The sequence below is a fragment of the Rhizobium sp. P1_C7 genome, from assembly GCF_056406295.1.
In genome coordinates this window covers 1-22,954 of record NZ_JBFUAL010000024.1, presented here as the reverse complement: position 1 = coordinate 22,954, position 22,954 = coordinate 1, and the positions used below count along the sequence as shown (strand labels likewise).

Annotated in this window: 16 protein-coding genes and 2 pseudogenes; 6 read left to right on the top strand and 12 right to left on the bottom strand. The window is 58.6% G+C overall.

The window, feature by feature from the left end; all coding sequences use genetic code 11:
• Positions 1-46: 46 nt before the first annotated feature.
• Complete coding sequence (locus AC1D2R_RS27005; protein ID WP_477972202.1) at positions 47-1,318, top strand: polysaccharide biosynthesis/export family protein; 1,272 nt, start codon at positions 47-49, stop codon at positions 1,316-1,318.
• A gap of 445 nt (positions 1,319-1,763) precedes the next feature.
• Here the strand turns inward: AC1D2R_RS27005 and AC1D2R_RS27000 are convergent, their stop codons facing one another.
• Both AC1D2R_RS27000 and AC1D2R_RS26995 read right to left on the bottom strand, forming a co-directional pair.
• Positions 1,764-2,789, bottom strand: a complete 1,026-nt coding sequence (locus AC1D2R_RS27000) for an NAD-dependent epimerase/dehydratase family protein (RefSeq protein WP_477972200.1) — start codon at positions 2,787-2,789, stop codon at positions 1,764-1,766.
• On the bottom strand, positions 2,779-4,347 hold the full coding sequence (locus AC1D2R_RS26995; protein WP_477972198.1) for a GMC oxidoreductase: 1,569 nt from the start codon (positions 4,345-4,347) through the stop codon (positions 2,779-2,781). The genes AC1D2R_RS27000 and AC1D2R_RS26995 overlap by 11 nt, the downstream gene beginning before the upstream one ends.
• Positions 4,348-4,605: 258 nt before the next feature.
• Between AC1D2R_RS26995 and AC1D2R_RS26990 the strand changes: the two genes are divergently transcribed.
• Together AC1D2R_RS26990 and AC1D2R_RS26985 are read left to right on the top strand one after the other, a co-directional pair.
• The gene (locus AC1D2R_RS26990; protein WP_477972196.1) at positions 4,606-5,745 is read left to right on the top strand and encodes a glycosyltransferase; all 1,140 of its coding nucleotides are present in this window, start codon (positions 4,606-4,608) and stop codon (positions 5,743-5,745) included.
• Positions 5,746-5,769: 24 nt separating this feature from the next.
• Positions 5,770-6,702, top strand: a complete 933-nt coding sequence (locus AC1D2R_RS26985; RefSeq protein ID WP_477972194.1) for a glycoside hydrolase family 16 protein — start codon at positions 5,770-5,772, stop codon at positions 6,700-6,702.
• Here AC1D2R_RS26985 and AC1D2R_RS26980 read toward each other — a convergent pair.
• Positions 6,696-8,162 (bottom strand): hypothetical protein, encoded by a 1,467-nt coding sequence (locus AC1D2R_RS26980; protein ID WP_477972192.1) that lies wholly within the window; start codon positions 8,160-8,162, stop codon positions 6,696-6,698. The two genes, AC1D2R_RS26985 and AC1D2R_RS26980, sit on opposite strands and share 7 nt — an antisense overlap.
• A 428-nt stretch (positions 8,163-8,590) precedes the next feature.
• On the opposite strand from AC1D2R_RS26980, the pseudogene AC1D2R_RS26975 reads away from it, so the two are divergent.
• Together AC1D2R_RS26975 and AC1D2R_RS26970 are read left to right on the top strand one after the other, a co-directional pair.
• Positions 8,591-9,880 (top strand): annotated as a pseudogene (locus tag AC1D2R_RS26975) (diguanylate cyclase domain-containing protein); the annotation flags it as partial.
• A complete protein-coding gene (locus tag AC1D2R_RS26970) occupies positions 9,852-10,829 on the top strand; it encodes a putative bifunctional diguanylate cyclase/phosphodiesterase (protein WP_477972190.1) in 978 nt (325 codons plus the stop codon). The pseudogene AC1D2R_RS26975 and the gene AC1D2R_RS26970, both read left to right, overlap by 29 nt.
• Positions 10,830-11,002: 173 nt before the next feature.
• Here the strand turns inward: AC1D2R_RS26970 and AC1D2R_RS26965 are convergent, their stop codons facing one another.
• Together AC1D2R_RS26965 and AC1D2R_RS26960 are read right to left on the bottom strand one after the other, a co-directional pair.
• Positions 11,003-11,926, bottom strand: a complete 924-nt coding sequence (locus AC1D2R_RS26965) for a fatty acid desaturase (protein ID WP_477972188.1) — start codon at positions 11,924-11,926, stop codon at positions 11,003-11,005.
• Positions 11,927-12,310: 384 nt separating this feature from the next.
• Positions 12,311-14,095 (bottom strand): APC family permease, encoded by a 1,785-nt coding sequence (locus AC1D2R_RS26960; protein WP_477972186.1) that lies wholly within the window; start codon positions 14,093-14,095, stop codon positions 12,311-12,313.
• Positions 14,096-14,328: 233 nt separating this feature from the next.
• Between AC1D2R_RS26960 and AC1D2R_RS26955 the strand changes: the two genes are divergently transcribed.
• Positions 14,329-16,698, top strand: coding sequence for a DUF1989 domain-containing protein (locus AC1D2R_RS26955; protein ID WP_477972184.1), 2,370 nt, complete (start codon positions 14,329-14,331; stop codon positions 16,696-16,698).
• Positions 16,699-16,701: 3 nt separating this feature from the next.
• Here the strand turns inward: AC1D2R_RS26955 and AC1D2R_RS26950 are convergent, their stop codons facing one another.
• The 7 genes and pseudogenes from AC1D2R_RS26950 to AC1D2R_RS26920 form a co-directional block, all read right to left on the bottom strand.
• Positions 16,702-17,301, bottom strand: a complete 600-nt coding sequence (locus AC1D2R_RS26950; protein WP_477972182.1) for a PAS domain-containing protein — start codon at positions 17,299-17,301, stop codon at positions 16,702-16,704.
• Positions 17,302-17,406: 105 nt separating this feature from the next.
• Positions 17,407-18,744: an NAD(P)-binding domain-containing protein gene (locus AC1D2R_RS26945; RefSeq protein WP_477972180.1), complete on the bottom strand. Its 1,338-nt coding sequence runs from the start codon at positions 18,742-18,744 to the stop codon at positions 17,407-17,409.
• 60 nt (positions 18,745-18,804) lie between these two features.
• Positions 18,805-19,845 carry a heme-dependent oxidative N-demethylase family protein gene (locus AC1D2R_RS26940; protein ID WP_477972178.1) on the bottom strand — a complete coding sequence of 347 codons (1,041 nt, stop codon included), beginning with the start codon at positions 19,843-19,845 and terminating at the stop codon, positions 18,805-18,807.
• A gap of 20 nt (positions 19,846-19,865) precedes the next feature.
• On the bottom strand, positions 19,866-20,831 hold the full coding sequence (locus AC1D2R_RS26935) for a PDR/VanB family oxidoreductase (RefSeq protein ID WP_477972176.1): 966 nt from the start codon (positions 20,829-20,831) through the stop codon (positions 19,866-19,868).
• Positions 20,828-21,433, bottom strand: coding sequence for a dimethylamine monooxygenase subunit DmmA family protein (locus AC1D2R_RS26930; RefSeq protein WP_477972174.1), 606 nt, complete (start codon positions 21,431-21,433; stop codon positions 20,828-20,830). Before AC1D2R_RS26930 ends, AC1D2R_RS26935 begins: the two co-directional genes overlap by 4 nt.
• Positions 21,434-21,444: 11 nt before the next feature.
• Complete coding sequence (locus AC1D2R_RS26925; RefSeq protein ID WP_477972172.1) at positions 21,445-22,578, bottom strand: aminomethyl transferase family protein; 1,134 nt, start codon at positions 22,576-22,578, stop codon at positions 21,445-21,447.
• 113 nt (positions 22,579-22,691) lie between these two features.
• Positions 22,692-22,954 (bottom strand): annotated as a pseudogene (locus AC1D2R_RS26920) (bifunctional methylenetetrahydrofolate dehydrogenase/methenyltetrahydrofolate cyclohydrolase); the annotation flags it as partial.

Below are 22,954 nucleotides of genomic sequence, written 5' to 3'. Positions count from 1 at the left end.
ACGTTCCTTGGCTGCCGGGTCCGTCAGGGCTCACCTGTGGCAACATATGAAAGCGGCGATCCTACTTTCCGTGGCGGCCATGGCCGCGGCCTTCATGACAGGCGCCTGCCAGGCGATAGCGCAGGACTACATCCTTGGACCGCAGGACACACTGAAGATCCGCGTCTTCGAATGGCGGCCGAGTACGGGGAGCGCGTTCGAATGGGTTCCACTGACGGGCGACTTCGTCATTTCAGCCGCCGGCAACCTGTCCCTTCCCATCATCGGGATCATACCAGCCGCAGGCAAGACGCTCGAGCAGGTTTCCGACTCGATCGGTGAGCGGCTCCAGAACCAGGTCGGCATGCAGAAGCGTCCCAACGCATCGGTGGAGATTTCCTCGTACCGCCCGATCTTCGTCGCCGGAATGGTGACCACCCCCGGAAAATACAGCTTCAGTCCCGGACTGACTGTCGTCCAGGCATTGAGCATGGCCGGCGGCATCGGCCCCGTCGATCCCAACCTGATCAGCCTGCAGCGTGACGCCTTGTCTGGCCGCGGAGATCTGCGCGGTCTTGAGGCCGAACGGCTTGAGCTTGTCGCACGCCAGGCGCGCGTCGATGCTATATTGAACAATGCCGCGGCAATTCGTTTTCCGCCGGATATCATGGAGCATGCGAGCGAGCCCCGCGTCTCAAGGATGATGCAGGACGAGCAGGCGCTTTTCGATACCCGCGAAAGGTCCATGGACACGGAGATCGAAGCGCTCAACCAGGCCAAGGTGCTGGCGGCGAACCAGATCGAGACCCTCAAGGCAAAGGCTGCTTCCCTGGCGAAGCAGATCGAACTCGCCAACAAGGACCTCAGTTCCGTCAACAAGCTGGTTACCCAGGGACTGACCGTTTCAGCCCGACAGCTCGGGGCCAACCAGAATGTCGCCGAACTGGAAAGCCGCAATCTCGATGTCTCCCTCGCCATACTCAAGACCCAGCAGGACGTTGCCAGGGTCGACCAGGACATTGACAACGTGCGCAACCGCTATCGCATCAACGCACTGACCGAAGCCGCCGAACTGCGCGATCGTTTTGCGTCAAACGCCGAAAAGACGGAAACGGCAAAGGACCTTCTCCGGAATCTGCAGATCCGTGCGCCAATGGCAGTCACCGCGCTCGAAGAAAATAAGGACACCTACAGCTTTTCAACGACGATCAACCGCGTCGTGGGCGGCACCGTAGAAAGCTTGATTGTTACCGACAACGATCCGGTCTCTCCAGGCGATGTCATTCGCGTTGAGCGGCGCGAACAAGCACCTCTGCCCCCAAACCGCACGAGCAACTAGTCTAAGAGATAAGGTCCATCTCCTGCGCACAGACAGGCATTTCGCAACACGCATCATGCTGTGGACGATTTAATTTTGGCTTGCCTACATCCTCCATATGGCTGATGATAGACAGCTACGGGTCGTGCCGGACAGGAGGTCAAATCAACCTAATGGGGTGGGCAATTGCTGTTTCGTTCTTGACCGGCGTCGTTTGTGCGCTGCGTATGCCGATTCTTATTTTCACACTTATTGTCCTCATCGTGATGATTGCCTGTGCAATCGCAAGTTACTCGGTCGGAAGCTCTCTGCTGCAGTCGATTGCATGGGCCCTGGCATTTGCGGGCGTGCTTGAGGCAGGCTATCTCTCCGGCCATGGAATCCTCCATTGCCTCTATTCGCGGCGGCGCACCGCGGTCGGGCGCCGACGTCTGTGGCGGAAAATTCATTCCAGGTATCCGGCCGACTAGGCTCGTTTTTCAGACAAGCCGTCTCCTTTTTCCTGGTGTTGCGGTACTTCCTGTCGCAGAGTCTCCAGCGCGAGCTCTTCTGCCCGTGTCATTCCAAACCGGAAACGGTAGCCTGCCGCCTCCAGCCGCTCGCTTGAAAACCTCATGCGCCATAGCGGGTTTCTGAAAGGAAGCGAGCGGAAGCGCAAGAAGTCATGAAGCCAGTCTGCGATCCAAGGCACGGCGACAGTGCGATAGCGATGGTCGCCGGTTGCGTCGAATGCCTTTCGCATGAAATCTCTATGGCGAGGATTGGGCCGGTCGTCCTCCGAAAGATTGTAAACGCTGACGCTGCCGGGTTGCCCTTGCTCCGTCAGGCCGCGCTGCATGAACCAGATCATTGCGTCCGATACGTCGCGCACGTAGATGTGGTGGGCATGGCGATGGGCCGCAAGCATCCGCTTCACGGGGGGCCAGTCTCGGACTGCGATGATCTGCGAGATATCGACCACAACGGCCGGGCGGAAGACGACATATCGTACCCTCTCGGCAACCTGTCGAAGCGCGAGCTCACCGGCAAGCTTCGTGCGACCATACTCCCTCACATAGTCGAGCGCCCAGTATTCCGACGGCACGTCGCGATCATGTGTCAGAACCTCGGAATCTTCGGCAATGTCTATCACGCGGCCACTGCCGTAAACGGAAACGGAACTTGCATAGCAGAAGACAGGCACACCCATACGTTCGGCCGCCTTTGCCAGTTCCCGCGTCGCGTCGACGTTGACGCGCACCATCCGGTCTTTTTCTCCGAGCTCGGCGGCCAGATGGACGATGGCGTCGCAGCCGGCAACCAGAGCGTCGAAGTCGGTCTCCCGCAGAAAATCGACCGTTCGCCAATCGACAACATCGCGATCGGCGTCGATGCCGACACGTGGCCTCGACGTGGTTGCCCGCACGCGATAGCCGCGCTCCATAAGGTCGGACACTACCACCCGTCCGATCCGCCCGGTCGCGCCGGTAACGAGAACCGTCCTACTCGACATTCATCATCACCTTGACGGGCGTGGATTTCACGCGTCGGGCCTTCAGGTGGTCGGCGAGACGGACCGCCATGGCGACAATCATTTGCGTTGGATTGCAATGGCCGGCCGTCGGGAACACCGAACTCCCGGAGATGAATAGCCCCTCCACGCCATGAACCTCGCAATCGGCATTGACCACACCCTTGCCTGGATCGCTCGACATGCGTGTTGTTCCGGTCGGATGCGCCACATCGACAAAGCTCGCCGGGACCTGCGCCTTGTCACGCACCCAGTCGGCAAGGATCGGCTTTGGCAGACCTATCCTTTCCAGTTCGCCCAAAACCAGCTCCGCCATCCGATGCATCGTGCGCGCTTCGTCGGGGTGGCTGCGCCAATCGACCTTCGGCAGTCTCATCCCCAGGCGATCGCGGCGCTCCGACAAGGTGACGCGGCTGTCGGCGTCCGGCACCTGCTCGCACATTGTTTCCAGCGTGAGCTCACGCAGTTTGCGTGGGAGGCCGTTGCGGGAGCCAAAATAGTCCCTGGCGCCGCGCAGCAGCAGCGGACTGTTCTTTACGAGATTGACCACGTCCTGTGGCAACTGGGGCTTGCGGGCCGCTACTCGTCTCAGCGCGTCCCATGGGTCATCGGGCGCGAGGATCTCTCCCAGCCAGCTCGAGCAGTTGAGCAGCCCTTCGCCTCTCTGGACGTCCGGGCTAAGCCGCAGACCGGCTCGGAAAAAATGGTTTCTGACGTTGTAGCGCCCAAAGCGGCGTTGCAGGACTTCCGATCCGGCCAGCTCGAAGAAGGCGGCTGGGCCGCGCAGGTGGTCCATCAGGTAGCGCCCCACCTGATCGTGATCGTTCCCGAGGCCGGGGTGAGCGCCCGTGCCCGAATTCAGGAGAATGCGCGCATTCTCGATACCGCCCGCGCAAAGGACAACAGCGGACGCGGCAAGCGTGTGCCGGCGCCCGTCAAGTGTCGCAAACTCCAGGCCTCGAACGCCTGCCTGGGACTCGACCGTCAGCACGCGCGAAACGGTGGCGCCGGTCACCAGCGTGAGGTTCGACCCGAGACGCCCAGGCAAATGCCGCCCGAAGCGCATGTATTCGAAGGGGTATGATTCTCGTTCGTCCCTGCTGAATTGCCAGAAGAACGGCAGCAAAAGAGATGGATTCACCTCGGCGTGAGGAGCCGTTCGCTGTGCGATATCCCAGAAACGCTCATCGCTGAATCCACTGCCGACTGCCAAGCCCAGATGGACGGCGCTTCGATCCAGATACGGGACCATATCGTCGACGGCAATCGGCCAGCCGGAATAGGCAACCCAGGGCCGCTCCTCGAAATCGATTTCGTCAAACCCCGCGCATCGGCCCCCCCAGGTGTGGGAACTGCCCCCGACTATCCGATTGCGAACCGACCACTGGTCCTGCACGCGGGGCCGACCGACGTTCTCGATATCATTGAGCGCATCGACGTCTGCATCTCGCTCCCATCCGCCGCTTTCGAGCAGGACCACCTGAAGGCCGGTGTTTGAGAGTTCTTGTGCGATCGTGCTGCCTGCCGGTCCGGAACCCACGATGCATAAGTCACACCGCGGCAAAGGAAGTACAGTTTCGGCATCGGCCGACTGTAAATCAATTATCGCCATCGTATTCACACCTTTATTGTTGCATTTCATATTGCCATGAATAACTATTCCGGCGAGCCAACAATATTTCTTCGTTCCGAAAGTCTAATGACACCGGCTCGATCAAGGGCGTTTCCTAGGAATTTTCTGCAAGTTGTTTTCTATACCATACTACGCAAATCGATCTGTTCAAGAGGACGTCGATAAATGGAAGTACAAGCAGGCCCATCGAGACCTAAGGATGCTGCGGCACACCGTCGCAAGATCCTGTACGTCCAACCCGGAACACATTCCTTTGCCGGGATCGAGCACGTCGTTGACACGATCTGCACCAAGCTCACCGAGAAGTATCCGTCCGACTTCGAGATCGACGTTCTCCATACCACGGCCCACATCAACAGGCCGTCCGGACGGAACTACAACTCGATCGACCGGCGTCCGCGCAGCCGCCTTGAGTTGATGCGTGACTTTCGGGAGGTCATCGGAAGCAAGGACTATGACCTTGTCGTCGTTCCCCAGATCGAACCAGCCGTGATTGCGATGGCTTCATGCATCGGCATCCGGAGAAACTTTGTGGTGCATCTACACGGCAACCCGTGGCGTGAGAAAAGCCATCTGAAGGCAAGGATCCTGTTCTTCCTGATGAGAACCTATTTCCTCAAGCGAGCCTCTTACGTTTTTGGCACCTCCCCGAAGCAGCTTGCGTCCTTCAAGACGATGTTCGGCAGCTATACGCCGCAATATTGGGTTCCCAATCCGGTGAGGAGCTTTGATGGAACCGACATCCAAAAAGGCGCCGGCGACGACGAATGCGTGACGTTTGTCAATGTTGGCCGCTTTTCATACCAGAAGGGCCAGGACATCCTCCTGAGAGCCTTTTGCGAGCTCTCGAAGCTTCGCCAGAACGTCAGATTGAAAATTGTCGGCCACGGCAAGGGCGAGGGGGAACTGCGAAACGAGATCGGCCGTCTCGGCCTCGGTACGATTGTCGCGATCGAGCACCATCCGGACAATCCGCAACCGGCACTGTCGGCAAGTGACGTCTATGTTTCGACGTCCCGCTGGGAGGGCTGGTCGCTGGCAATATGCGAGGCGCTGCGCTTCGGACTTCCGGTTATCGCGACGGATTGCGAATTTGGCCCAAGCGATATTCTGGTCGACGAGCGACTGGGGCGCCTGGTGGATCCTGATGGCGGCCAGGCACTCGTCGACGCGATGATTTACTATTGTGACAATCTTGCGGCCGAAACAACCAATGCGAGCTTCCGGAAGGAATTTATCGATCGATATAGCGCCGAGAACGTCGTCGACATTCATGCCGATGCCTTGCGTGTTGCCGCTGGATAGGTCTGCGCCGGACAGGAGGCTTCAATGAACCAGTCAGTCCTTTCACGACGATGCTTCATCGAGGCCTCTGCCGGATTGCTGGGGCTTGGATCCGGTCTGGTGCGTCCATCGTCTGCGCAAGCCTCGGCCGACGATCCCACCGTCGGTCGCAAGCTCGTCTTTGAAGACAATTTCGATGCGATAGACTGGTCTGTCTGGAATGCGGGTCCGAAGCCCACCGCAGCCGAACCCGGTTTCTATGGCGCATCGGCATTCGCCCGGCGAACGGGGGAAGAGGGATTCAACCCATATGCTGTCGTCGACGATCCTCGCGCCGTCAATGGCAAAGCACTGCAGATCTCTGCCAAGTACATCGGCAGGACGATGTCCGTTCCCAATTACTATGGAAACACGCATAGCGACTACCAATGGATTTCGGGTAGCCTTCAAACCGCCAGCAGGGACGGCATCGTCACCAAGGGTTGGCGGCAGGGATACTTTGAGGCACGCATGCTTTTTCCAAAGCACCCCCTCAGCTGGCCGGCATTCTGGTTGCTGAATGGTCGCAGCATCCTTAACCCGAGTACCAGCATCGAACTTGATGTTGTCGAACACAAGGGTTGGGAGCCGACCCTCTATGGCGCCTATCTGCACGAGTGGGGCCAGCCTGGAGAACACCACGAGGGTACCGGGGTAGCCACGAACCTCGACATGACCCAAGACTACTGTCGCTATGGCATTTTCGTCGATGAGACACGATGCGTGCCGTATTTCGAAAGAAAACCCGTAATTGACACTCGGACCGGATTGCCCGCGAATTGGCCGATCAATCGTTCCGCCGACCTCGATCTGGATGCCGACGTGTTCTGGCCGCTATTGACGCTTGCACTGCACAACGACGTTCCCCACCCGCAGAAGCTAAAACCGGACGAGCTGCTCACGCAGATGCGCGTTGACTATTTTCAGGTCTATCAATAGCGGTCGACGGGTCCCCGGCTGGCGTCAACTTCCGCCGGGCCGAGAGCCTCCGTGATCGGACGCGGTCCCCCCGAGCCCCCTTTAGCTGACAAAAGCGGCACCTCATCCATTGAAGGCGTGCTGCTTGCAAGGCCTGCAAAGATGAAAAACAGCAATCCGAGATCAACCGTTGCCCCGGACGCGACTGCCCCGACGAGGAGACACAGGCAGCCATTGCGGGCTGCCAACCGAACGTCCGACTCGAACGTCCCCCGAGCGTCGTGTGCAGGCCTCAGCGCAGACAGCGCGAACAGCGTAAAAAAGAGAGCGCCGGGAATGCCGACATTGGACAGCACGGCGACCGGAAAACTTGACGTTCGCGCCGTTCCCAAACCGACGCCAAGCCCCCAGGAGTCCCGGAAATTCTGCAGCCCAAAAGTGTTCCAGGATCCCCTTTCCAGTCCTGAATCCGACCCCGATTTGCTCAACACCAGCAGATCGACATACTCGTGCACACGGTCATAGAGGCCTTGGTGGATGATCACGACAAGCGCGCAGACGATGGCAAGAAGGGGAGCAAGGAGCACCACGGCGGCACTGTGGCGGCTGCCGCGCGTGACACCGCAGCGCATCAGTGCAGTAAGGTACAAGATCACAAGGCAAATCGGTGCTGCGGCGAGCCCCGTCGAAGATGTCGACAGAATGATCAGGAGCAGCGAGGCCAGGGCAAGAGGGCCGGTCCAGCCCCCTTCGCGCGCACAAAGCCACATAGTACCGGTGAACCCGAGAGCGCCAAGTGTCGTCCCGGCAAAGGCAGAGGTTTCCGGCCAGGAACCGACGATCCGCTTCATCCCGTAAACGACGTCGTTTTCGTGAAAAGCGTAGGAGGCATTTCGCATGAACTGGAGGAGGCCCTGTGTGCCCGTCGCGCTTGTCGCGAGGTCCAGTATTGCAAAGAAGACATTGAAGGCCGCGTAGGCGATGAGGCCGTTCACGATTGCGGTGAAGCCGGTTCGCGTTGAGCCTAGCGATACGATTATCAGGAAACACACGAGATCCGCAGCGAGATAGATCGTCTGGGTAAGATTGCTTGAAACCGGTCCGAGAGGGACCGTTCCACCGCTCGAAGGATATTCTGAAACGCCCAAGGGGATGATCATGCTTTCGCCGGCAAAAAACCGTGGCAGAAAATAGGCCGAGACCGCTCCATAGACTGCGAGGAGGGCAAGCCAGAAGCCCGCCTTGCCAAAGCCAAGCATCGTCGCCGCCGCTGGCCAGCGCGCCCCGCTCCCGAACGTGGCGATTGCAAGAAAGAGAAGAAAGAGATGAGCCGGCTGCACATTCGCTGCGCCAGCCACGATTGCTGCGGCCGAGCCCAACAGTGTCATCACCACGAAAATGATGGCCGTCGAGGCGTATCCGGACGCCAGACCATACAGCCCGAGCAATACCGTAAATATTCCTATCGGTTCAATGCTCATCGTCTTTAAACCCGAAGAATTCGAATAGAACTGCCTCCGCTGCGTTGCACGATATGACTATCGGCCTTATTTGGAAAGCGCGTAAATCCAATCGATACCGATATGAAATATATAATGGCACCGATACCAAATTGATCTATACAATGAATAGATACGACCTCATAAATATTTATTTTCTGTCTATCTATACTGGCTTTCCAAAGAAAATATAACATCTGCCTTTTGATCTCCGAACTGGCCTCGACATCCCAATCGCCGGCAGACTGGCGCGCAAGGCGCTATGTTCAGGATTGCGACAAGACATGGGCCGTAACCAGCGATTTACGATAGTACGAGAGAGATGGGTCACGATCGGGTCCGGAACTCCTTTGTTCACGGATACATAAGGGTTTGCTCGCAATTTGACGCCTGGGGATGGCGAGGAACCTATGCAGGACGCAGCAGTTGACACGGACGACCATGCGCCGGCACTCTCGGATGCCGACGATCTGACTGCACGGCTGCGTCGCGCGGAAAACCTGCTGCGATCACATGGGCCAGGCCCTGCCGAGCGTTATGATTGGCTGGAGGCCATGATCAACCATGTGCCGGACTACATCTACGCGAAGGATCTCGAAGGTCGCTTCCTGTTCGCCAACAAGGCGATTGTCTCGAACAATGGACTGGAGAGCGTGCAGGAGCTCATCGGTCTCACCGACTTCGACCTCCATCCCTCCAGGTCGGCCGAACAGATTGCCGCCATCGAACGCCGCGTGATGGACAGCGGTGAACCGGACCTTGGCGTCGAGGAGCTCAGTCTCAAAGGCAACGGTTGGCTGATGATGTCGCGCGTTCCGCTCAAGGACAAGGCGGGAAAAGTCATCGGCGTCGTAGGAGCGTCCCGGGATATTTCTGCGCGAAAGCGGGCAGAGGTCCTGATGAAGGCACAGGCACGGCTTCTCCAGACGGTGGCCAGAGGCGTGGACCTCAGCCCGTTTCTGAAGGAGGTTGCCGACCTCCTCGAAGAGGTAATCCCGGGTGCCGCCGCCGCCGTGCTGCTGCACCGGGAGGGCGGCGAGGCGTTACACCTCGCCGCAGCATCGCCGACGACCTTAGCGGCGGCTGTTTCGCCATCGGACATTGTCGGTGTCCCCGCATTGTGGCGCTGTTTTGCAATTCCATCCGGCGAAGGCGACCAGCACGGATTGTTGGCGATCCACGGATCGCTGGGTCAGGACGCAAACCTTTCCGAGTTCCTTGTGGGTGTAGCGCAGACGATCGGCATCGCAATCGACCGCCAACATGACGCCGAACGCATTGCCTTCCTGGCCGAACACGATGCGCTGACCGGACTGCCGAACCGAACGTTGCTTGACCGCAAGCTTGCCGTAATCCTGGCGCTCGCGATGGAGGCGGCCAGCGAGGTTGCAGTCGTCTTTCTGGATCTCGATAACTTCAAGCTCGTCAACGACAGCCTTGGACATGCAGCCGGCGACACGCTGCTCCAGGTCGTCGCCAACCGGATATCCGCAGAGGTCGGACAGGGCGGTCTGGTTTCACGCGTGGGCGGCGACGAGTTCATCATCGCCCTGCAACAGACCGACGAGGATTTTCTTCCGCGGTTGACGCGTATCCGTAACGCCATCTCGCAGCCGCTCACATTGGCCGGGATAGCAATGCAGCTTACCTGCAGCATGGGCATGGCGCTTCATGGCGCATGGGAAGACAGCCGCCGAGTTGTTCGTCAACGCAGATATGGCGATGTATTGCGTCAAGCAGAGCGGGCGAAACGGGATAGAGGTCTTCCGACCCGCCATGGCCGAGAACGCGCGGCTGACACTGGGCCGAACCGAAGAGCTGCGCAGGGCGGTGGAGCAGGACGAGTTCGTCCTGCACTTCCAGCCCCAAAAAGACATGCGGACGGGCCAGCTCATTGGTTTGGAGGCGCTCGTGCGCTGGAACCATCCGACGGATGGGCTGCTGTTTCCTGCCGACTTCATCCCGCTCGCCGAAGAGTCGGGTCTCATCGTTTCCATCGGCGAGGCTGTCTTGCGAAAGGCTTGCCAACAGGCGAAGGAATGGCAGGCCGAGGGCCTTCCCGCGGTGACGATGGGTGTCAACATGTCGGCGCGGCAGTTCCAGGAAGCGGGCATGACACGCCAGGTCGCCGCCGCACTCGCCGAGAGCGGGCTTGAACCCAGGTGGCTTGAGATCGAAGTCACCGAAAGCCTGCTGATGCGCGATGTGCATGGCGCGGTCGCGAAAATGAACCAGCTGAACGACCTCGGTGTCAGCCTTGCCATCGACGACTTCGGCACGGGCTACTCGAGCCTGAGCAGGCTAAAGAGTTTTCCGCTGTCCAGACTGAAGATCGACCGGTCCTTCATCGCCGACATCCCGGGCGATGCCGACGACATGGCAATCACCTCTGCGATCATCTCCCTCGCAAGGACACTGGGGCTCGATGTGATCGCAGAGGGCGTCGAGACCGACGAACAGGCACGTTTCCTGTCGGACGCCGGGTGTTTCGCAGTCCAGGGGTACCTGTTCGGCAGACCCGTCCCGGCCGAGCAGATACCGCTTATGATGCAGCCGATCCGGTCAATTGATGTCGCGAATAGCCCGCTGCTCCCCGCCGGTCAGCGGCCTCTCCCGTCTTCCGGCACCCGAACGTCACCTCGAGCCTAGGATGGTCGCCGGTTCGCGCGAGCGTCTGGATGCACCCCGGCAGGATCGTAGCGAACGTCTTCGTCCAATGTATGTCTCTAGAACGCCGGTGAACCTGTTTCAGCCCTTCCTTCCGTAGAACGTCGCGACGCCGCGCCACCGGCTGTGCCAGACATGGGTCCGTCGCCGCGTCGTCAATGTCGAGGGTGGGTCGGCTTGTCGTGCGGCTTCACCAGGAAGCGGCGGGCAATGTCAAAATAGCCGTCGTAGACCAATCCGCCGTTGGAACGCACCAGCGTTTCGCGATGCTGGCGGTAAACCGCTGGCAAGCGATACCAGGCGATACCGGGCTTTCGATGATGGAGGACGTGCAGGTTGTTGTAGAGAAACAGGAGGCCGAAGACTGGGCTGTTTTCAACAATCGCCGTGCGTTTCTCATGGCTTTCGGCGTATCGATGCTCTGCAAAGGACCGCAAGCGCGTCATTGCGGCACCAACATAAACGAAGCCGAGGAGATAGAGCCAGAGCGGCATGCCGCAGATGATCGTCACCCAGCCAACAACCGCCAGAACACCGAGGCTGTGCCAGGCCCATGTCCGCCGTCGGCCCGGCTCGTTCGAAACGAGCATTTGGCTCTCCTGGGCCAGGAAGCTCACAATCATCACCGCGGGACCGACGACCAGGCGACCGAGCAGCGTCGTATTCCATCGCGCAAGGAGGCGACCGAAAACTCCAAGCCGTTCCCAGGCAACCCTGGTGAAATATGAGGATTCCGGATCCTCGATCGGATCCGTGAGGAACTCGTCGCGGTGATGCTCAAGATGGCTCGACTTGTAGATCTGATAGGGGAGCCAGAGCGATAGCGGAACAGATCCGATGGCGTTGTTGATCCGCCGATTGCCGGTCGGGTGATTGTGCATCACTTCGTGCTGGAGCGACCCGTGCCAGGCGATCAGCCAGCCGCCAACGATGAAAAGGACGAACACTGGCAATGATTGCCACCACCAGGTGAGAGCCAGGAACCCACCATGGATGACGATGGCGAGAATCACGGTTGGCCATTCTGTCGGACGTGCCGGAACAGTGGTCAAAGCGACCTGCGAAGTCCTATCAAGCATTCGTGTGATTTCCCCATCAACGAGGAGAATCTAGCAGAGCGCCGACGAAACAGGCAAAAATCCCTATGCGATTTGAGGATTTGAACAGGAAAATGGTCGGCAACTCCTTCTTCTGTGCCTTGACGGAAACGGGAAGAGGAGAAACATCATGGAGACGACACCGAGGCCACGTTGAGCGGATCGAAGGTCAGATCCTCCCCATGAAGTCGCTGGGTGACCTTGCGCCCGCTCTCGGTGCCTAACCCGCGTTGATCGCTGATTGTCCGGCGGCGACAAGAATAGGTTTCACTGCGGCGGAAGAAATCTGAAATCGGTGTGGTGACCACATCATGCGTGGCGCCGACACCAGGTCGACGCCACGTTCGTGTCGTGGATGTTGCGAACTTAAGAGGGCAGCTGGAACACGTAGTTGGCGATCAGGACGATAGCCAGGCCGGCGACAAGAGCCAGATACGGTAGTATACCGGCTTTCTTCTTGCCAAGATCTTGTCCGACGAGACCGAGATCCTCCATTGCTCCTGCAGGAAATTTGCCGCCATCGCGTACGTAATGACGGTAGGCAAATACCGGTAGGATCAGGGCTGCAAAAAAGAACCCGACCCAAAGAGCGTTTGAATATCCCCAGACTTTCGCGCCTGCCCCGAGGAAGAGTGCGTTTACGAAAGCCAGGGCGGTATTGATACCAATGAGCCAGCTAGGTGCTTTCCAAGGCCGTTCGATGTGACCGGAATCCATGCGATGTATCCAGCCGGAGTTCAGATTGAGGAAGTTGAAGATGATGTAGCCGACGTTTGATACCGCAAGGACAAAGAAGTATCCGCCGGCGTCCGACGCAATTGCCAGGAGAAAGAGGTTGAAGGCGAAGTCCGTCCACATTGCCCGGGTTGGCGCACCGTTCTCGTTGGTATGATCGAGATATTTGGGCAGCCAGCCATCTTTCGATCCCTGATAGAGCGTGCGAGAAGAGCCGGCCATCGCTGTCATGATGGCCAGGAAGAGCGCCAGGATCATCAGAATAACGAGCAGCTGGGTAATAATCCGGCCGGCGCCGATCAGGCCCCCAAGCGCTTCAGCGACGCCCGTCCCGTCAACAATGCCCGGTGCCAGCATTCCTGCGTGACCAAGAACGCCTTGAAAGGCAAACGGCACGAGGAAGAAGAACAGGCAGCAGACAAGACCAGAATAGAAAATCGCCTTGAACGTGTCAGCCTTCGGGTTCTTGAGTTCACGTGTATAGCAAACCGCCGTTTCGAAGCCGTAGGTCGACCACGCCGCGATGTAGAGGCCACCGAGGAACAGCGTCCAACCGCCGTTGCTCCACGTGCCATCAGCGCCGGAGTAGGCAGCTGTCGGCGGCACCAGGCCCGTGACGTTTGCCCAGTTGATCTGCCCGCTGACAAGCGGATAGACGCCGATCAGGAGAAGCGGCACCAGAACAATAATCGCCAGCCACTTCTGGACGCTTGCGGTCTCGGAGATACCACGATGCTGGATCGCGAAGATGATCAGCATCAGGATGCCTCCGATGAAGAAGGTGGCATTGATGTTGGCGGTTGCGAGGAAGGGAATGCTGAAGCTGAAGAGCGACCAGTTGCGGATCGCAGGGGTCAGGGCTGCGACACCATCGGCGCCGAGCAACGCGTTGACGGCGTCTGCCGGTGCAGTGCCGGCGTGCGCCGCGATGTATTCGGCCACACGAGGACTGTCGGCGGCAATCGATGTGGCGTGCGCGCTGATCCAATCGAGAACAGCCTGCGAGTCCGCCGCCGGTATCGGAAAGAAGGCGTTGAGGATGTAACCAGCAGCAATTGCGCATCCGAGCGAAAGCACCGGAGACCATGCAAACCAGTTGCACCAAACGGAAAGCGGCGCGATGAACTTTGAATAGCGCAGCCATGCCGTCGCGCCATAGACCGAAGCGCCGCCGGATTTGTTGCCGAACATGCCGGCAATTTCCGCGTAGGTAAAGGATTGCAGAAAGCCCATGATCATCGAAATGATCCAGACGGCGAAGGCGAGCTTGCCCGTTGCCCCGGCAATGCCGCCGATCGAGAAAAGTACAAGCGGCGGTACGCCCGCCGCCACCCAGAAAGCGCCCTTCCAGTCCAGGGCACGGATAAGCTTGCCTTCAGTGCCGGATGTGACTCCGGCGTTCACTACATCTGTCATCGGTGAAGTTCCCCACAATAATTCGTATCGGACGTCTCTTTGTACGTCTCCCTACAGTGTGCCTCCCATGGCATGCTTCACTGGGGCATCCGCCCTTCTGCCCCGTGTTCCCGCACGGGTCGGTCAGCGCTCCAGTGTTTATGCATAGTGAATTATTTTTCTTTGCAGTCAATCTGGCTTTACTTTTTTTTGGCAGTTTGTAGGCTCAGATTTGAGCATAGAGCGAGGACACCATGCGCGAGTTCAGTCCGATCCACAGCGCGGTACGACCTGTATCAGCAAGCGTCATACGCTACCCTGGTACTCTCGCGCTGCCACCGGGCACCGAACGATACCGGGTTAGAGGTGGCGGTTCGCTGGTGGTGCGTGTCGAACCGGGTGACCGCGTGACCGTCACCGATCTCGAGGGCGGTCAGCCTTGCGAGCTTTCGTTCATCGACGACCACGCGAAGTTTCAGGCTGCAGGATTGGGTACGGGCTTCACCAACGCGGCCGATGGGCTGAAGTCCGTTCTGGCTTCGGGCGACGATAGCGCGAGGCGAACACGCGCCGCCCTTGAGCGACGCAGCGTCGATCTGTCTCAAGCTGGATCCCTGCGCATCTTTGGCGAAACCTCGACAGCAGGAAGCCAGGCAGAGATCACCATAAAGCTGAAGGGGCTGTTGATCGCGGCCGCGCCAGCAAGCGCCATGACGCCGGACGCGCAGAATACGGCAACACCGATCGAGATCAGGTTAGGGCGTAGCCAGTTCAGCCGCGACTATTCGTCGGCCCTTCCCGAACCCATTGCCGATCCCCTTCAAGATATTCGCATAAGGGCCGCGACGGCGTCCGCCTATTTCGTCAGAGCGGGCGAGTACATCCAGATCATTGACGTCTTTGGCAGGCAATGTACGGACTTCCAGGCCTTCTCTGCCCGAAAGATCGACAAGGGACTTGACCTCGGACTGGACTCAACAGTCACCCGTACATTGCTCAGCCGTAGTTATCCGATCCCTGGCCTGCCATCAAAGGCCTTCGATCGCGACTTCGAACCTCTGGTGGAGGTCGTCCAGGATACGGTAGGTCGCCACGATGCCTTCGCCACCGCCTGTAACTCACGCTACTACGACGACATGGGCTATCCCGGCCACGTCAACTGCACGGACAATTTCAATGCCGTGCTGTCTTCCTACGGGATCGCTCCTCGCAAGGGTTGGGAAGCGCTGAATTATTTCTACAACACGAACATAGACCACAACAACCAGCTCTATCTCGACGAGCCGTGGTCACGGCCCGGCGATTATGTGTTGATGCGGGCACTGACCGACCTTGTCTGCGTTTCATCCTCGTGCCCCGATGATATCGACGCGGCAAATGGCTGGGATCCAACAGATATCCACGTCCGGACATTCTCCGGTAAAGAAAAATTCTCAAGAGCGGTGGCCTATCGCATGACACCTGATGCCGATGTAGAACTCACACGCGAAACGGCGTTCCATCCTCGCCTCTCGGCACTGACCCGGGACTATACCGAGTATCGCGGCTATTGGCTGCCCAACCGCTTTTCGTCCGACGGTCCGGTAGAAGAGTATTGGGCTTGCCGGGAAAAGGCTGTTGTCATCGATCTTTCGCCGCTGCGCAAGTTCGAAGTGACCGGTCCGGACGCCGAGGAATTGCTTCAGTATTGCTTGACGCGCGACGTGCGCAAGCTTTCCACCGGGCAGGTGGTCTATTCAGCCATGTGCTACGACCATGGTGGCATGATCGATGATGGCACGCTGTTCCGGCTCGGCGACAAGAACTTTCGATGGATCGGCGGGGACGATCTGAGTGGAATCTGGCTACGCGAGCAAGCGCAGAAGAAAGGTTTCAGGGCCTGGGTCCGCTCTTCCACCGACCAGATGCACAATATCGCGCTTCAAGGTCCGAGAAGCCGCGACATCCTCAAGGACATGATATGGACCGCGCCACGCCAGCCGACGATCGGCGAACTCGAATGGTTCCGTTTCACGGTAGGCCGCATCGGCGGTTTCGAAGGCGCGCCCGTCGTTGTATCGCGGACAGGCTATACTGGTGAGCTTGGCTACGAAATCTTCTGCCACCCGAAAGATGCATTGACCGTATTCGACGCGGTGTGGGAGGCCGGTCAACCGCATGGACTGAGGCCCATGGGTCTGGAGGCGCTGGACATGGTGCGCATCGAGGCCGGACTGATCTTTGCCCATCACGAATTCACCGATCAGACCGATCCCTTCGAGGCGGGCATCGGGTTTACCGTGCCGCTGAAATCGAAGGCCGACGACTTCATCGGCCGCGATGCCCTCATCCGCCGCAAGGAAAACCCGCGCCATATCATGGTCGGGCTGGATGTTCGCTCGAGCGAAGCTGTCGGTCACGGAGATTGTGTACACCTCGGTCGAGCTCAGGTGGGCGTCATCACCAGCGCGACGCGCTCGCCGATCCTTGGCAAGACCATCGCCCTTGCACGTATTGATGTGACACACGCAGGAGCGGGCACGGAACTTGAGATCGGCAAGCTCGACGGTCAGCAGAAACGACTGCCGGCCGTCATCGTGCCGCTTTCGCACTACGACCCGCAAAAGACCCGGCCGCGGACGTGATCGTCAATCAGCCCTGCGCTGGGCATTGGAGATGGCCCGCGCGGCCTCTTCCGAGGAGTTGGCAAGCGTCCGCATCTCGGCGGCAAGGACGGCAAATCCTGAGCCGGCCGTCCCGGCGCGTGCAGCTTCTATACCAGCGTTGACGGCCAAAAGCTTCAGGTACCGGAGAGACTGCAAAATCTCGTTGGTCTTTGAAGCGGTGACACGCATATCCGCGGTCTGTTCATCGATGCGCTGGTAGAGCGATTCAATGTTGATGATACTGCCCTCGAGATAAAGCAGTTCGCCATTGCCATCCCAAACGCCACCTCCGGTCTCTGTGACCCAGACCAAATGGCCTTCGCTATGGCGAATCCGGTATTCCATCGTCCAATCGCTTCGCTGATTGAGCGCAAGCCCGACGACCTCGTCCATGAGTGGAATGTCTTCCTCGCACATGGTGGATGTGAAGGTTCGCTTGCTGTTGCCGATGATCTCGTCGGCGCGATAGCCGAATATCCGCTCGATCCCGTCAGTCATTTCCAGCATCGTGTAGTTTTCGTCGGCGCGGCAACGATAGAGAAAACCGCTCATTCGACCGAGAATGCTTGTTTGAAAATCCATGACGATCACGTTCAAAGAAAGAGGTTCCAGAGAGATTGCTTCGCATCGTTCCAAGGACATCGGGAGGGCCGCTGGCGTCGACCCTTCCGGTTCCGTGCGGCAAGATCAGTTGCGCAGGTATTCCTCCATGGAATCATCAAGCGCCTCTACCCAGGGCGTGTGGTGCTTCGGCGACATGTTGCCCGTCATCAGTGACCTGTAGGCGTGATCGCGAAAGCCCATGACATTTTCCGCCTTGTGGTGCTCCCACTCCATGAACGTCTTGTTGGTGCCCTCTATGTCGAAGTTCGGATAGTCGGTTTCGGCAAGCAGTTCCTTCACATAGTCGCCCTGATACCAGATCATCTGCTCGGCATCTTCGAGCGTCTCCTCGCGGGCGCGCCACATGTCGAAATTCGCCTTCAGCTCGTCTTCGGAAGGCAGCTTTATGCGCCCCATCATCACGTCGCGAGCCCACCATGCCTGAACGTCGAACATGTTGAAGGTGTAGAACTGATCCTGCATGCCGATGTAGAACAGTTGCGGATTGCGGTCGAAGATCACGCCCTTGTAGAGGCTGTCGGCCCAGAGCCGATTGGCCGTCTTCAGGCGGAGCTCGTCCGGCAGGAACGGGAAATGGTGCTGATAGCCGGTGCACAGGATCAGCGCGTCAACGTCCTTTTTCGATCCGTCGAGGAAATGCGCCGTGCGGTTCTCGAGCCTGACAAGCAGCGGGCGCTCTTCGAAATTTTCCGGCCATTTGAAACCCATCGGCTTGGAGCGATAGCTCGTCGTCACCGATTTTGCCCCGTACTTCCAGCATTGCGAACCGATATCCTCGGCAGAATAGCTGCGTCCGACGATGAGGATGTCCTTGCCCTTGAACTCAACAGCGTCGCGGAAATCATGTGCATGCAAAACGCGCCCGTTAAACGTCTTTACGCCCTCGAAGTAGGGTACGTTCGGCGTCGAGAAGTGGCCGCTTGCTACGACCACATAATCGAATTCCTCGTCATACATCCGGTCTTCGACCCTGTTATGAGCGGTCACGGTGAATTTCTTCGTTGTTTCGTCGAATCGGACCATCCGCACGGGCGTATTGAAGCGCACCCAATGGCGCACATCGGCCTTCTCCACGCGGCCCTTGATATAGTCCCACAGAACCGCGCGTGGCGGGTAGGAGGCAATTGGCTTGCCGAAATGCTCCTCGAAGGAATAGTCCGCGAATTCGAGGCACTCCTTGGGTCCATTCGACCAGAGGTAACGATACATGCTTCCATGAACAGCCTCGCCGTATTCGTCGAGCCCTGTACGCCAGGTGTAATTCCACAGGCCTCCCCAGTCGGACTGCTTCTCGTAGCAGACAATCTCAGGGATCTCGGCACCCTTCTGGGCGGCGGATTGAAACGCACGTAACTGAGCAAGGCCCGAGGGCCCGGCACCGATGACGGCAACTCGTGTCATATAGCATTCCCCTTTATAAGCGTCGTTATGCAGCCGTGTGTCTTTGCCTTGCAGGGCCGTTCAATCCGGGAATATTCCCGGGCTCGTTGGCGCGCCGTCGTCAAACCGGGAAAGCCAGTTGATCGTGTCGTCGCGATACCGCGTCAGCCCTTTGTAATCGACGAGTTCGGCTGGCAACGTCTGAAGAACGCGGTGAAGCCTGCGCGCCCATTTGGGAACGGTTACAAGCTCGTCCATGCTGATCAGATAGCAACGAATGACAAACAGGATCGCGTTGGAACGCGGAAGGCGCCAAAGCGTCTGCAACTCGACACGAAGATGCACTTTACCGCCAACGTTCTGGGGAGTGACCGTTGTCCGGTCGGGCCCCCATAGGTGAAACTTCTCGGGGCTCGTATCGAGCCGGGGATTGATGGTCATCGTCCAGTTGAATCGGCGCGTCGGCTTGCCGAGCTGGAGGTTGAGGAGGAAGTTGAGGGCCCGATCGAATATGCCGATCTGGTGGGCGAGCGGGACGGGACCGTGCCACTCCATGAAGTTCATGCCGATGTCGAAATCGAGTGACCAGTCTGCCTGCGTCGTCACCATCCCCGCGTCCATCCAGAGATTGTCGTTGCGTTGATCGACGATGCAGAAATCACCCTGAGCCTGGCGGGTAATATATTCCATCGGCTCGTAGGCAAGGGTGGAGCGGTCTCCGAACGTGAACGTATCATCGATCTCGAGCGGGCGGTTGATCCAGCGCCACTGATCACCATTCTTGATCAGGGTGAAATGCTCGGGATAGCCGGCAGCCTGCTCTTCCATCAGAAGTTCCAGCACGTCCCATTGCGCTGTCATCATGTGCGGCAAGGCCTGGCAGCGAAGCGGATCTTCCCTGAGGACCAACGCACGATCCTGCATCTCGGCGACGTAGTGCTCATCGACATCGATGAGGCTTTCGTAGATCGTTCCCTTCTGGCCGTGGACATGGGGCTCCATGTTGACGGAGTACATGTACTCGTCCCTATCGAACGGAAAGGGAAAACGGCGAATATTATCCGGGCTGTTCTTGTAGGTAAAATCGTCGCGGAATGTTTCTTGCTTGAACACGATTGCCATAGGTCGGCTCCTCGGCGTGATTAGAGATCAAGGGAAAGTCTCGCCCCTTCGATGCGCGATACGCAGATCATTATTTTCCGGCCGGAGGCCTTTTCGTCCTCCGACAGATAGACATCGTGATGGGACAGCGCGCCGTTGCAGCCGAGCACAGGCGTCTCGCACTGCCCGCATGCGCCGCCGCGGCACAGATAGGGAGGGTCTATGCCCGCCGCCTCTATCGCTTCAAGGATGCTTTGATGGTCGTCGACATGGACGACGGCGCCCGAGCGCACCAGCTCCACGTCGAAGGGCTTGCCCGGTATCGGCGCGAGGAACCGCTCCGAATGGATGTTTTCCTTGGGCCAGCCGGATTCCTTCGCGGTCCTGAGGAGGAAGTTCATCATCCCCTCGGGACCGCATACGTAGACATGCGTGCCGAGCGGCTGGTTATCCAGAACGGAAGCTGCAGGAATGATCTGGTCGTCGGAGTTGAAATAGAGCTTGATACGGTGCGCACCATATCGCTCGGTCAGTTCCTTGAAGTAGGCGCCGTGCTCCCTTGAACGAAGCCCGTAGTGAAGTTCGAAGGCGACGTTGTCGCGATCAAACTGTGCCATCATCGCAAGGAAAGGCGTGATGCCGATGCCGCCTGCAAAGAGGATGTGCTTTCGGCCACGCTGATCCACATGAAAGAGATTGACGGGTTGGCTGATCGCGAGTTCATCCCCTTCGGCGACGTTGTCATGCAGAAAGCGCGACCCGCCTCGCGAATCCGTCACGCGCAGCACCGAGATTTCGTAGGCAGACGTTTGATGCGGGGGCGACATCAAGGAATAGGGGTTGCGACGGACAACGCCCTGATCACGCATGGATACGATGACATGTGCGCCGGCGGAGAAAACCGGCAGCGGCTGACCATCGAACCGCTCGAACCGAAAGCGCTTGATATCATTGGCGACGCGATCAATCTTGCTGACGCGGACCGGGATTGCGGAACCTTTGCTCATGAGAACAGCTCCTGTGAGGCCGGTGCCGTGCCGGGTTCCTCGGCATCGATGTTGACCCCCTGGAATGCGGCGAGACGGCGGGAATAGTGGTCGCGCACCAACAGGCTCAGGCCGCAGTGGCTGCAACTGAACGGGCTGACGGTGACGTTGTCCGTGGTGCCTTTGCAGTGAACGCACTGGACGCGCCGGGCAAGCGACCCACGATGCTCGGTGGGGATCGAATGGAAGTCCATGCCAAGATCAAGGGCGATCTGCATGCATTGACCGATAAAGCCTTCACGCCCGGCAATGTAGAGACGCGTGCTCATCGTCGCCGAGGCCAGCGAAGACTTCAGCCGAAAGAGCAGCGTTTCAACGGTTGGCCCCTGCCAGAATGCGTAGGGCCCAAGCGCTTGAAGGGACAGATCGTGATCGTGGCCTTTCGACCCCGCGGCGACATAGAGAACTTCGCATCTACCGAGCAAGGTGGCGTCGAGCGCCGGCGCCTGCTCGAGAAGTGCGTGTGCCCCTTCCCCTTCCAGAGCAAAGATGTGCCGGCGCGCAAACGGATCGATTTTGATGCCCCCATAGACCGGGCGGCTCTTGATACCTTCAACAAGCATGGCCAGTTCCCTCAGCCGACCGCCGTTCTCTTCTTCTTCTCCGGATCGTCAAATGTGATCGTGTGAGCAATGGCCTTGGCAGTCATCGACTTTCCACGCACGTCAAGCGGAACGCCTTGCACCGCCTTGTCCACGTCCAGGCGCGCGATTGCCATGGAGCGGTTCGTCAGTTTCGAATAGCTCGGGCAAGTGATGACACCGACCTTCTTGCCGTCGGCCCAGACCTCGTCACCAAGGTTAGTCGGACCGTCCGCATCGACCAGCAGGCCGAAGATCTTGAACCTCTCCTTGCCCTTGAGCCGCGCATGTTCCTCAGCCCCACGGAAACCGGTTTTTCCCGGGCTAACGGTAAAGGCCAGGCCAAGCTCCCACAGACTATCACCCGGCGGCTGGTCAGCAAACGGATACATCTGGGAATTGTCGTAGGGATAAAAGAGAAGATAGCTCTCGACCCGGAGCATATCGAGAACACTGAAGCAGACGGGAACAATGCCCATCTCCTTGCCTTCCTCGACAATGCGGTCCCAGACCAGCGGCGCATCCTGTCCGCGCACGAAAATCTCATAGCCGCGCTCGCCTGTATAGCCGGTGCGCGAGATCATCACCGGAACGCCAAACAGCGTTGTCTGCATGTGATGAAAATATTTCAGATCGCGAATGCCGGGGACGTGCCTGGCAAGATAGTCGACGGCCAGCGGACCCTGGAGCGAAAGATCATGCAGGTCGTCGTCAAAAAGAACGGCGCAATTGCGCCCCGCCGCCTGCTTTACGATCTCCTCGTGCCCCGAACCGGAGCCGTGCACCAGCATCCAGGAGTTCGGACCCGTGCGGTAGACGATACAGTCATCGGTGAAATGACCGCGATCGTTCAGCATGCAGGCATAAACGGACTTGCCCGGATAGAGCTTGTTCATGTCGCGGGTTGTAATGTAGTCCAGTACCGTGATGGCATGCGGTCCAACCAGATGAACCTTCTTCAGGCCCGACACGTCCATGAGGCCAGCCTTGGTTCTCACGGCGATATGCTCTTCAGAGATGTCCTTGTCGTACGTCCAAGCGGTTCCCATTCCGCTCCAGTCTTCCAGTTTCGAACCCAGCGCACGGTGCCGGTCTGCAAGAGCTGAAAAACGCCATGTGACAGTCATATTCCGTTCCCTTTGTTTTACTGTATGGAATATTTGTTTCTTGACTATAATCGCGTTTTTGCATGTGGCAAGCGGGACGAGGTCAATTTTCCACCGACCCGGCAGCGCGATTTTCAGATTTTCAGGGCGCGCTCCCCCGCTGACCGGTGCGCGGCAATCATGGTGTTGGCCATGAGCATGGCGATGGTCATCGGCCCGACACCACCGGGGACGGGCGTGATCACCTCGGCGACCTCAGCCGCTTCCGCGAAGGCGACATCGCCGACCAGACGTGTCTTTCCTTCACCCTTTTCCGGTGCCGGAATGCGATTTATCCCGACATCGATGACGGTCGCACCGGGCTTCACCCAGCCTGCCCTCACCATCTCGGGAACGA